Source organism: Microcoleus vaginatus HSN003 (genome assembly GCF_022701255.1).
Classification (GTDB): domain Bacteria; phylum Cyanobacteriota; class Cyanobacteriia; order Cyanobacteriales; family Microcoleaceae; genus Microcoleus; species Microcoleus vaginatus_B.
The window spans coordinates 6724470-6736865 of sequence record NZ_CP031705.1 but is presented as its reverse complement, the minus strand read 5'-3'; the positions used below and the strand labels follow the sequence as shown (position 1 = coordinate 6736865).

General features: G+C 48.0%; 6 protein-coding genes. 5 read left to right on the top strand and 1 reads right to left on the bottom strand.

The features are described 5' to 3' along the window. Positions 1-153: 153 nt before the first annotated feature. The gene (locus D0A37_RS28725; protein WP_242719780.1) at positions 154-726 is read right to left on the bottom strand and encodes a hypothetical protein; all 573 of its coding nucleotides are present in this window, start codon (positions 724-726) and stop codon (positions 154-156) included. Positions 727-1092: 366 nt separating this feature from the next. Here D0A37_RS28725 and D0A37_RS28720 point away from each other — a divergent pair, with 366 nt between their 5' ends. The 5 genes from D0A37_RS28720 to cruG all read left to right on the top strand — a co-directional run bounded on the left by D0A37_RS28720 (position 1093) and on the right by cruG (position 12300). Next, the gene (locus D0A37_RS28720) at positions 1093-3996 is read left to right on the top strand and encodes a two-partner secretion domain-containing protein (RefSeq protein WP_242719778.1); all 2904 of its coding nucleotides are present in this window, start codon (positions 1093-1095) and stop codon (positions 3994-3996) included. Positions 3997-4061: 65 nt separating this feature from the next. Further along, positions 4062-6977: a two-partner secretion domain-containing protein gene (locus tag D0A37_RS28715; protein ID WP_242719776.1), complete on the top strand. Its 2916-nt coding sequence runs from the start codon at positions 4062-4064 to the stop codon at positions 6975-6977. Positions 6978-7095: 118 nt separating this feature from the next. Beyond that, on the top strand, positions 7096-9711 hold the full coding sequence (locus D0A37_RS28710) for a CHAT domain-containing protein (RefSeq protein WP_242719774.1): 2616 nt from the start codon (positions 7096-7098) through the stop codon (positions 9709-9711). A gap of 184 nt (positions 9712-9895) precedes the next feature. Further along, positions 9896-10837 carry a gamma-carotene 1'-hydroxylase CruF gene (cruF, locus tag D0A37_RS28705; RefSeq protein WP_242719772.1) on the top strand — a complete coding sequence of 314 codons (942 nt, stop codon included), beginning with the start codon at positions 9896-9898 and terminating at the stop codon, positions 10835-10837. Positions 10838-11088: 251 nt separating this feature from the next. Then, positions 11089-12300: a 2'-O-glycosyltransferase CruG gene (gene cruG, locus D0A37_RS28700; protein WP_242725817.1), complete on the top strand. Its 1212-nt coding sequence runs from the start codon at positions 11089-11091 to the stop codon at positions 12298-12300. Positions 12301-12396: the final 96 nt, after the last annotated feature.

The window sequence follows — 12396 nt, the reverse complement described above, 5'->3', positions numbered from 1 at the left end:
GAATCTCTTGTGCCTGCTAATTCATTGGAATAATGCAGCCTAACGCCCAAGCTCACCCGCACCCGGAAGCGCCAGAGTGAGGCACGAACGGCGGCGCTTCCGGGTGTCGGTGTGCAGCGCCTTGTTGTGCCGTTGTCTTTTGATAAGATGCGCTTAGCTGCCCTTGAGCAACAGCTTTCTATGAACCATTGAGGTCTTAATGTTGCCGGTCAACAACTTACCCAGTGAGATGGACACTTGAACCTCATCCATCAAGAGTTGCCGCAAATCCTGAATTTGTGCATCAACGAACGGATGCTGTAATGTGCAGATAAAATCGAACTCTTGCCCAAGTCTCAGCACTCGCCCCGGAACAGTTTTGAATTTACCTAACAACAGGCCGTAGCGCACATACGGATAAATTCTGCGAATACGATTGGCCTTCTCTGAATAAACGATGACATCGTGCGTTGTGACATGATTGTACTTCACCTCTACGACTATTCGGGGCACAATAGAGGTATGTGCCTCATTCACTTTTTCATAAATTAAGATGTCTTGCTCGAAACCTTTTCCTTTGCCTCGAATCGGCTCCCCTGTATCTATATCAACGCCCATCTGAACGGCTCCACGCTCATCTACCGACAAGTCGTAGAGCAAGCTCATTTTCCTTGCTACGTGAGCAGACGTGAGATTGAGGGATAAACGATCTACTAATGCTTCAGTAAAAATATCTTCTTCGCTCATAAAGTAATTGTACCTTCAAAATGCTCAGCGCGTTCTGTTGCAGGCGCGACGGCACAACTTATAATTGTATCGCGGTTGCGGTACAATACTGTATATAGTCTAAAAGTACCGCATATCGATGATGTATCTCAACCCCTTCTTGCTCCCCATCAGAATCTCCTTTCCTCGATTTAGTTCGCCACACGATTCGACTCAATTACTTAAGCCGTCGCACTGAAAAAAGCTATCTTTATTATAGTAGTGAAAAGTCAACTTGATGGGTGAAAGAGAGTCGATCGAACACTGGGGCGATCGGACTGATATAATCCAAATATATAATTCTGATGTAACCGGAAACGATATTGTTTATATAACTGGATTTAAGCTATGTCTCGCCTCTCTTCCGGTCTACTTTTTGTTTTCTTATTGCTATTTCCCTCGAAAACCTTCGCCCAAATCATCCCCGATAATTCCCTTGGCGCGGAAAGTTCACAGACAGTTCCCGATACTATCAACAATTTACCCTCAGATAGAATCACTGGCGGGGCAACTCGCGGCGTTAACCTCTTTCACAGCTTGCGCGAATTTAACATACGTGAAGGGCGGGGAGCTTATTTTGAAAATCCCAGCGGAATTTCTAATATTTTTACCCGCATTACGGGTCAAAACTCTTCAAATATTTTAGGAACTCTGGGAGTTTTAGGCAACGGCAATTTATTTTTAATTAATCCGAAAGGAATTATATTCGGCCCGAATGCGCGGTTAGATTTGCGCGGTTCCTTTATCGGTTCAACGGCTGACAGTATTGTGTTTAATAACGGCTTTGAATTCAGCAGCACCAACCCGCAAACATCCCCGCTGTTAACCGTTAATATTCCCGTTGGTTTAAGATTTAGAGACAATCCCGGTGCAATTGTCAATCAATCGACGGCGATAGGAAAGGTAAACCTGCCAGCCTCTGCTGTGCCAATTCCGATTAGCGATCGAGTTGGTTTAGCAGTAGAACCAGGTCAAACTTTAGGACTGATTGGCGGCGACATCCAATTGCAAGGCGGCAATTTAACCGCCAGCGGCGGACAAATTTTACTCGGTAGCGTCGCCAGTCCTGGTTTAGTTAATTTTGCACTAACTCTTCCTGTTGCTGAGCAGGAGAATTTAACTTTAAATTATGATAATATTCATAACTTCGGCAATATTCAAATATCCGATGGAACGCTTATCAACACCAGCGGAATCGGTGGCGGTCGAATAGAGTTAAAAGGTGGAAATGTCGCCCTCAGCAATGCGCGAATTTATGCGATGACACTGGGAAATATTGATGGTCGAGGTATCGATATCAGCGCTCAAAAGTTGCGAGTGGAAAACGGCACGCAATTTTCTACCCTGACTCTAGGAGATGGTGCAGGAGGAAATATCAACCTCCGCGCTGCTGATTCAGTAGAAATGATCGGGCTGGGAGTTGAAGGCTATCAACAGCTTGCAATTAAATATTTGGTATCGGGAACTACAGACCCCTTTGACCCGCTAATGATGCTGTTTAATGCTAGTGCTGGTGCTGGTTCGGGGGGGAATATTACGATCGACACCGGGCGCCTGCTCTTCAACAATGGGGTAGTAGGTAGCGGCATCACTTTTGGTGGTGGAAGGGGCGGAAATTTAATCATTCGCGCCAATACTTTTGAGATGGTGGGTTCTGGAATTAACAACGGGACAGCTAAAGAAAGTACCGGCGCGGGAGGAAGCATTAGTGTTGATGTCGCGAGATTAATTATGCGCGACGGTTCTCTTCTGACTACGACGAGTTACAGCAGCGGCCCGTCGGGGAATATCAACATTAAAGCTGCGGAATCAGTAGAATTGTCTAACAGCGGCCCGACAACAGTTGTGTCAACCGGAATTAGCACCCTGAGTATCGGCTCTAACGGAAGGGCGGGGAATATTAACGTCGATACCAAGCGGTTGACTCTCTCTGGGGGTTCTGCGTTTACAGTAGGAACGGGTGTGTTAATTGGCAGGTTTTTGTTTTCTAGGGATGGGGGGCCTGCTGGAAATTTAACAGTTACGGCTAGTGAATCAGTAGAAATTTCAGGTATTTCTCAACTTTTGACCAGCGGAATTCAGAGTGCTAGTGCGCTGAGTTCTGGAACTTTGAGCTCTAGTCCGGGCGGGGATATTCGCATTGATACGCCAAGCCTAACCGTGCGGGATGGCGCGGTAATTTCTACGAGTTCTTTGGGGGTGGGAGATGTGGGGAATATTACTGTTAATGCCGATCGCATTGAGGTCAGCGGCAGCGGAAATAATGGTCTGTTTGTCAGTACAATTGATGCTTCGGTAGGCAAGATATTTGGTACTAATCCCAATGCTACGGCAAATGCGGGTTCGTTGAATCTAAATGCCGATCGACTAATTGTCAGAGATGGAGCTACAGTGACAGTGCAGGCTACGGGAACCGGACGTGCTGGTAATATTAATGTTGTCGCAAATTCGATCGCCCTTGACAACAAAGCCAGAATTGACGGTACGACTGTATCCGGTACAGGAGCAAATATTAACCTGCAAGCGCGAGACATCCAATTGCGCCACAACAGCCAAATTACCACGGATGCAGGCAGTTCAGACGGCGGCAATATCAACATCAACAGCAACATTCTTGTCGCCCTCCCGCAAGAAAACAGCGACATCACAGCCAACGCCCGCACAGCAGGCGGCGGCCGCGTAAATATCAATGTCCCCAATGTCTTCGGCTTTACAGCAGCGAGTCGCGAACAAGTCAGAAACAGGTTGGGGATCAGTGACGCCGAATTTGCAGTGTTGCAAGTAAGCCCTACTTCTCTGCTTCCAAGCAGCGACATCGCGGCTATTTCCCAAAGTGGTGGCCCGGCTTTGCAAGGGGCGGTAACATTTAGTTCTGTTGGAGTGAATCCCGTTCAAGGTTTAGTGGAACTGCCGCAAAATGTGGTGAACCCGGCTGCGTTAATTGCTGCAAATCCCTGCATCCAAGGGGCCGAGAACGAGTTTACTGTGACGGGGCGGGGGGGATTGCCACCGAGTCCTCACGAGGTTCTCAGCAGCAATTCTAGCCAGTTTAATTGGGTGGAACCAGCGGTAGGTGGAAGTCAGCAAGTAGAAGGCGAAAGAGCATCCATAGAAGTTCGGCCAACAGAAATTATTCCTGCTCAAGGTTGGGTAATGGACGATCAAGGACAAGTAAGGCTGGTAGCCTATAATTCAGGTGGTGGTGCATCTATTCGCAGTCCGAAATCGACGGGTGTTTGCGTACCTCGATAGGTACTCTTCAGGTTTTAGCTAATCCCTCGCTATTTTCCTAATACCAAATTAACCAGACTTCAAAGATGCGCTGCCAATCTTCCGCCCTATTTTTTGCATTTTTACTGCTGTGTCCTTTCCCTGCGATCGCTCAAATCATCCCCGATAATAGCTTGGGTGCAGAAAGTTCGCGCACTGTTCCCGATACTATCAACAACTTACCCTCAGATAGAATCACTGGCGGTGCAACTCGCGGAGTAAATTTATTTCACAGCTTACGACAATTTAACGTGGGTGAAGGCAGAGGAGCATATTTTGCCAATCCTAACGGGATTGCGAATATTTTTACCCGCGTTACGGGTGGCAATCCTTCTAATATTTTAGGTGTGTTGGGAGTGCAAGGGAATGCCAACTTATTCTTAATCAATCCCAAAGGAATTGTCTTCGGCCCCAATGCGAGGCTAGATTTGCGTGGTTCATTTTTAGCAAGTTCTGCTGATAGCGTAGTTTTCGATAATGGCTATCAATTCAGCAGCAATCCTCACTCACTACCGCTGTTAAATGTCAATATACCTATCGGTTTAAACTTTCGCGAAAATCCCGGAAAAATCATTAATAATTCAGCAGCACCAGCTTTGAATTTGCCACAATTACCCCCGGGAATCCCGCCGATTTTCAATAACATGGGCTTAGCAGTTGGGCCCGGACAAACTCTCGCTCTAGTGGGCGGAGATATTGAATTAAATCAGGGAACACTCACTGCATCTACCGGACAAATTTTGCTTGGTAGCGTCGCTAGTCCGGGGATGGTTGGATTGGGGGCAACGCCATTTGGACTAAGTTTAAACTATGACAATATTTCCAACTTTGGTAATATTGAAATAACCAACGGCTCACTGATCAACACCAGTGGAATCGGTGGCGGCAAAGTCGATATTCGAGGTGGAAATGTCAACCTCAACAATGGGCGAATTTATGCACTGACTTTGGGAAATATTGATGGCAGGGGCATCGACATTAACGCTCAAAATTTTCGCGCCCAAGGTAGAACGCAAATATCCACTCTGACAGCAGGAAGTGGTGCAGCGGGCGCTGTCAACATCCGCGCTACCGACTCAGTAGAAATGAACGGGATTGGATTAGATAACTATAGAGTCTTTGGTGGTAATTATGTGGTATCTGGCTCTTTCGACCCTTTTGACCCACAACTTCTGCTGATAACTGGCACTAATAGCATGGGAGCCGCCGGAAACATCACGATCGACACGGGACGATTGCTGATGGACAATGGAAGCGCATTGACTACCACCACGTTAGGTGCTGGCAACGCCGGAAATATTACCATCCGTGCCGGGGTTTTAGATATGGTCGCTTCTGCAATCCACAGTGGCCCACTTTTGGGGAGTACGGGTAGGGGAGGAAATATCACCTTTGAGGGAAAACGTTTAACCGTAAGCGATGGTGCTAGTGTGATCAGCCTCACCCGCGGTGAAGGAGGAGCGGGGAATATCAACATTAAAGCGAATGAATCAGTAGAAGTGCTGCGGACTCCCACTGGAAGTCCCGTAGCAAGTTTAATTGGCTCAACTGCCAGCGGTGTGAATGGGGAAGCTGGGGACATTAATATCGACACGAAGCGGTTGATTATCTCCCAAGGAGGCGGAATTAGTTTATCTAGCGGAGCAGTTGTGGGCAACCAACCGTTGAATACAACTGGGGGGCCCGGAGGTAATTTGACAGTTAGGGCCACTGAGTCAGTAACAGTCGAGGGTGTTTCTGGAGTTTTGGCGAACGGGAGTCGGAATCCCAGTTTCATCTGCGCTGATGCCAATACTGCTAATCGGGGAGGGAGTATCAACATTTCTACACCTGTACTGACTCTCCGGGATGGAGGAGTTATTAGCACTGCATCTTTAGGCAGAGGAGAAGCCGGAAGCATCACAATCGATGCGGGTCGTGTAGAAGTTATTGGGAATGGGGGTCAAGGTGAATTTAACAGTCAAATTCAGACTTCCGTTGGGATTGCCTCTGAGCTTATAGATCCTAATGCTACGGCTAACGGAGGTTCGTTGAATCTAAATGTCGGGGAATTGATTCTTCGCAATGGAGGAACACTCAATCTGCAAGCTTTAGGATCGGGACGGGCTGGTAACATTAACGTCAAAGCAGACTCAATTTTTCTTGACAACCAAAGCAGCATTGACGGTAGAACGACATCCGGTCCCGGAGCAAATATTAACCTCGAAGCACGGGATGTCCAGTTGCGCCGAGGGAGCAGAATTACAACTGATGCCAGTATTTCTGAGGGTGGCAATATCAATATTAAAAGCGATATTCTGGTTACTCTCCCCAATGAAAATAGCGATATTACTGGTAATGCGCGATCGGCCCAAGGTGGTCGGGTTAATATTAATGTCCCTAATGTTTTCGGGTTTACATCAGTCACTCGTGAACAGGTTCGAGCGACTTTGGAATTAACAGATGCTCAATTTGGTGCGTTGCAAGTAAGTCCTACTTCTCTAATTCCTACCAGCGATATTGCGGCTATTTCCCAAAGTAGCGGCCCGGCTTTGCAAGGTAGTGTAACATTTAGTGCTTCTGGGGTGAATCCGGCTCAAGGTTTAGTGGAACTGCCGCAAAATGTGGTGAATCCGGCTGCGTTAATTGCTGCAAATCCCTGCATCAGAGGGGCAGAGAGCGAGTTTACTGCTACTGGGAAAGGAGGAGTGCCTCCAAGTCCTAATGATGCCCTCAGCAGCCCTGTATCGCCGTTGCCTTGGGTAGAAGATGCAGGAAGTTCGGCAACAAGTAATGTAGAGAATTTAACCGATGTAACCGATCGAGGGAAGAAGGAAGAGGGGGAAATCCTCGATCGGGAAATTGTTCCGGCGCAAGGTTGGGTGGTGAATGCGAAAGGGGACGTAACTCTTGTTGGATATAATCCGGGTAATGCTGCTGACTCTCGCAATCCTCGGCAGAATTCTGGTTGTGTGCCGCGTTGAAATTGGTTTTTTTTTAACCGCAGATGTAGGCGGATTAACGCGGATTAACGCAGATAAAGAATAAGATTGATTTGGGTTAGTTAGTGTGTGTCTGCGGCTGTAATTTTATTTTTAAAATATGAAGTTTACCCGATCGCTCCGACAGGTAATTCTGTTATTTGTGATTTCCTGTCTGCTATCCGTTGCGATTCCTCCCGGAGTTGCTCAGGTTAATCCACCACCAGCGGTGCAGCTTGTCCGACAAGCTCGAACTCTGTACCAAGAGGAACGTTTTTCGGAAGCTGTACCCTTGTTGCAGCAAGCGGCGACCCAGTTTGAGGCAAAAGGGGAAAATCTCGATCGCGCCACAGCTTTGAGCAATTTAGCTGCAACCTACGGGCAGTTGGCGCTTTGGGAACAAGCAGAACAAGCTGTGAATTCGAGTTTGTCGGTTGTGCGAACACAGGCAAAAACTCCCGAACAGCAGCGGATTTTGGCTGAAACTCTCAATATTCAAGGACAGTTGCAACTTGAACGGGGGCAGCCTCAAGATGCGATCGAGATTTGGACACAAGCTGCTAAAATTTTCGAGCAAATTGATAGAAAACCCCAACTTTTTCAAGTTCAAATTAATCAAAGTCGGGCTTGGGAAATTCTCGGACTTTACCCCAGAGCTTGCAAATTGCTGTTAGCTTCTTTCAAGCTGGAAAACCAAACTTGCGAAGTTTCGACAGCGGGTTTGGAAACTTTGAAAAATGGGTCGGTTTCCCTCGAACAAGTCCGGGCAATTCATGCTTTAGGGCGGGTACTGCGGGTTTTGGGACAACTCGAACGATCGCAGGATTTGCTGTCGGCGGGACTGGAAGCAGCCCAAAAATTAGGTGCCCGCCCAGAGGAGGCTGCAATTTATCTCAATCTGGGAAATACGGTACGGGCTAAAAGCAATAAACCGGGTTTGACACCAGAACAGCGGGGTGATTGGGAACGCTTTGCCCTAGAGTATTATGCTCGATCGGCCCAGGCGATGCCGGAGCGATCGCTCCTACAAATTCAAGCAAAGTTAAACCAATTGAGTTTGTTGATCGATCGCACAAATTGGTCTGAAGCGGAGGTTTTGTGGCGTTCCATCGAACCTCAAGTCGCTCAATTTGGGTCGAACCGCGCCGGACTTTACGCTCAAATTAATCTAGCTCAAAGCTTGATGGAATTAGCTCGGTCGCCTGCGAAAACTTTGAGTTTAAGCGAGATTGACACAATGCTCGATCGCTCTGTCGAAAAAGCAAACAGTTTGGGCGACAAACGAATACAAGCTTATATTCTGGCAGCGAAAGGCAAAGTATCGGAAATCCAACAGCAGTATCAGAAAGCGGAAAATCTCACAACTGAGGCTTTGAGTTTAGCACCGACGTTTCAATCTCCCGATATTGCTTACCAATTGTTTTGGCAACTGGGACGGATTAAGAAAGCTCAGGGAAATACAGAAGGGGCGATCGCTCAATATACTCAAGCTGTGAATGTACTGTCTTCTCTGCGGGGCGATTTGGTGACAGTCAATCCCGAAGTGCAATTTTCGTTTCGGGAAAGTGCCGAACCGGTTTATCGGGAATTAGTGGGGCTGCTTTTGGAAGAGGAATCTCCCAGTCAAGCTAAATTGAAAATGGCGCGCCAAACGGTGGAATCTTTGCAGTTGGCGGAATTAGACAACTTTTTTCGGGATGCTTGCGCTGATGCTAAACCAACGTCGATCGAGGAAATTGATCCTACGGCGGCGGTGATTTATCCGATTATTTTGAGCGATCGTTTGGAGGTAATTTTGTCAATTCCTGGCAAACCTCTGCGCCGCTACACTACTCAGAAGTCTCAAGCCGAGTTGGAAACTGCCTTCAGACAAGCCAAAAATGCCATCAGACCTGCTGCTTTCCCCCGCAACAGGAGGCAACCCGTTGAACAGGTTTATGACTGGTTAATCCGCCCTGCAGAGGCGGATTTGACCGCCAGCGGGATTAAAACCCTGGTATTTGTGCTCGACGGTTATTTGCGGAATCTGCCGATGGCGGTGCTGCACGACGGTGAAAAGTTTTTGGTAGAAAAATACAGTATTGCTTTAGCGCCGGGATTGCAACTGCTGGCACCGAAACCCCTGAGGGAAGTCAAGCTAAGAGTGCTCACGGCTGCCCTCTCGGAAGCGCGTCAAGGCTTCTCGGCTTTGCCGGGGGTGAAGGAGGAAGTTCAACAAATTGCAGCCGAGATGCCGGCGAGTTCCCTGCTGAATGAAAATTTTGTCAGCGGGCGGTTGCACGATCGAATTAAAGCTTTGTCTTACCCGATCGTCCATTTGGCAACTCACGGTCAGTTTAGCTCGAATGCAGCGGATACTTTTATTGTGACTTGGGATCAGAAAGTGAATGTTAGGGAGTTCGATCGACTGCTGCGAGCCCGCACTGGGGGAAAACAACAGCCGATCGAACTTTTGGTTTTGAGCGCTTGCGAAACTGCTTCGGGCGATAACCGCGCGGCTTTGGGTTTGGCGGGCGCCGCAATTCGATCGGGTGCCCGCAGTACCGCCGCCACCCTTTGGCAAGTCAACGACGAATCTACAGCTATCTTTATGACTGAGTTTTACAAGCAACTGGCTTCTTCTCAAACCAGCAAAGCTGAAGCCCTCCGCAACGCTCAATTAACCCTGCTGAAAAACCCACAGTATCAGAATCCATATTTCTGGGCACCTTTCGTGCTAGTGGGCAATTGGCAGTAATTTAAGATATGAAATAGGGAATTGGGAATTGGGCATCGGGCTTGCAGTCAACAGACAACAGTCAACAGTCAACAGTCAACAGACAACAGACAACTGACAACTGACTTAAATGCTTGATTTTTTGTTAAAAATTGTAAACTGTTAGGAAGTGCTTTCTGCATCTAATATTTTTTCGAGGAGTCCCATGAAGCAACTTTTGATTGCTGAGCGCTTTTGCCTAATTGCCCACGTCTTGTCAATGGCTTTTGGATTGGCAGGGTTGCTGCTGATTTTACCCCGTCCCGAATTGGTGATGAGTTTGCCACCAGCAGGGCAAACGCTATTCCAGTGGGGGATGGCTGGGGGTGGAGTAGTTTATATCATCTTTGGTGCAGCAGCAGTTGCTCTGTATGCCTTTCGGACGTTGGGTTGGGGTGCAACTCTGGCTTTTTTACTGCCTTCTGTGTTTTTGTCCTTGAGTAGCGAGTTGTTGGGAACGAGTACGGGTTTTCCCTTTGGCAACTACCATTATTTGAGCGGTTTGGGTTACAAAATTGCAGGGCTGGTTCCGTTTACAATTCCCCTCTCGTGGTTTTATCTGGGACTGGTTTCCTATGTAATTGCTCGCGCTGGAGTAGCTGGCGGTAAAGGTGAACTCAACTGGGTGCGCCAAATAGGGGCGATCGCCCTGGGTGCTTTGCTGCTAACAGCTTGGGATTTTGTACTAGATCCGGCGATGAGTCAAACTTCTGTGCCTTTTTGGGAGTTTGAGGAACTTGGGGCTTTCTTTGGGATGCCTTACCGCAATTTGGCTGGCTGGATGGGTACGGGAGCGCTATTTATGTCTGTAGCAGCTTTCTTCTGGAGAAAAACACCGATTAAATTAGAGCGATCGGAATTGGGTTTGCCCTTAATTGTTTATTTGGTAAACTTTGCTTTCGGAGCAATTATCACTGTAACTTCGTTGGATTCTCGGTTCTGGTTCCCGACATCGCTAGCGGTGCTTCTGGGTGTAGTTCCGGCGATCGCGTTAAGCTGGATCGCTCAACCTGCAGCAGGTGACGTAACCGAAACAATGCCGTCTTTGGATAAATCTGTGATCACGGCTGAAATTCCACCTCAGCCCGTGGGCGTTTTGCGTAAGTAAGTTGCTAGCAAGCAACTGCGGCTGATTTAGCAAAAACTTACACTAAATTTTGAGCTAGTTTAAAAACCCGGTTTCTACAAAAAACCGGGTTTTTCAGTGGCGATTTTTTCATTCCCAATTCCTGTAATATGTTTGAGGTCAAAATTTGATTAAATTTTTAAATTGATACCACTTACAAAAAAAATTAACTGTAAATAAGCTCCCAATCCATATCCAGTCAGTCATTCCCAATTCTTCAATTGTTTAATAGTATGGTTTTCCCGATCGCCCCGAACCTGTTCTCCCAACCGCTGACAAGTATCATCCCTGTCGCACTCCTGCTGCTGCAATTGCCCGCCGCAGCCCTTCTTATGTCGCGTCTGATTAAAGGCCCATCGCGCATCCCACCCCTGGAACCGGATTCGCCGACGCTGGATTTGTTGGGTGTTTGTACTGCGGTAGTACCGACTTTGAACGAAGCCGATCGCATTTCGCCTTGTTTGGAAGGATTGAGTCGCCAAAGTTACGAACTCCGAGAAGCGATCGTGGTTGACAGCTATTCGGTAGACGGAACCGGAGATTTAGTGAAAGCAGCAGCACAAAAAGACCCCCGGTTTCGCTTGATTAACGACGATCCGCTGCCGGCGGGCTGGGTAGGGCGTCCCTGGGCGCTGAATGCAGGTTTTTTGGCAAGTTCCGAGAAGTGCGAGTGGATTTTGGGCATCGATGCGGATACTGTGCCGCATCCGGGTTTGATTGCGAGTTTACTCAAAACGGCGAAAGCTGGAAATTACGATTTGATTTCGCTGTCGCCGCAGTTTATCCTCAAGTATCCGGGGGAGTTGTGGCTGCAACCTGCTTTGTTAATGACTTTGGTTTATCGGTTCGGGCCGACGGGGACTGGCGGGGATGTGCCGGAACGGGTGATGGCGAACGGTCAGTGTTTTCTCTGTAAGCGCGAGGTTTTGGTGGCATTAGGGGGCTATGAGGTCGCGAGGGGTTCGTTTTGCGATGATGTGACTTTGGCTCGCTATGCGGCTGCTAAGGGCTTTAAGGTGGGCTTTTTGGATGGGGCTAAGGTGTTGAAGGTGCGGATGTATGAGGGGGCGATCGAGACTTGGAATGAATGGGGTCGATCGCTCGATTTGAAAGATGCTGCTTCTGGCGGTCAAATCTGGGGGGATTTGTGGCTGTTGCTGGCGGTTCAAGGTTTGCCGGTGCCCATTGTGTTGTGCTATTTGCTGTTTGGTTCGCTGCCGCCGGTTGGTGTATTTCCGCACTTTTGGCTGTTGGGATTGAATGTATTTTTGGTTGCAGTGCGATCGGCTTTGTGTTTGGCGATCGCCCCTTCTTACGATACAACTGGGGCATCGGGTAAATGGCTGTTTTGGCTGTCACCTTTGGCCGATCCGTTGGCGTTTTTGCGAATTCTAATTTCTGCGTTGAATCAGCCTACTCAGTGGCGCGGCCGTAAGTACAATTAGGCTGGAGCAACCGGACATAATATAAGGAGACAACAATGTTGTGTCCCAACAAAATCTTGACAAATATCGCGGTTCTCAGTTTTTATCCTTCGATAC

What these genes read in the sequence shown, in the direction of transcription:
- D0A37_RS28720 (WP_242719778.1), top strand. Translation starts at nt 1,093, where the DNA reads ATGTCTCGCCTCTCTTCCGGTCTACTTTTTGTTTTCTTATTGCTATTT.
- D0A37_RS28710 (WP_242719774.1), top strand. Translation starts at nt 7,096, where the DNA reads ATGAAGTTTACCCGATCGCTCCGACAGGTAATTCTGTTATTTGTGATT.
- cruF (WP_242719772.1), top strand. Translation starts at nt 9,896, where the DNA reads ATGAAGCAACTTTTGATTGCTGAGCGCTTTTGCCTAATTGCCCACGTC.
- D0A37_RS28715 (WP_242719776.1), top strand. Translation starts at nt 4,062, where the DNA reads ATGCGCTGCCAATCTTCCGCCCTATTTTTTGCATTTTTACTGCTGTGT.
- D0A37_RS28725 (WP_242719780.1), bottom strand. Translation starts at nt 726, where the DNA reads ATGAGCGAAGAAGATATTTTTACTGAAGCATTAGTAGATCGTTTATCC.
- cruG (WP_242725817.1), top strand. Translation starts at nt 11,089, where the DNA reads ATGGTTTTCCCGATCGCCCCGAACCTGTTCTCCCAACCGCTGACAAGT.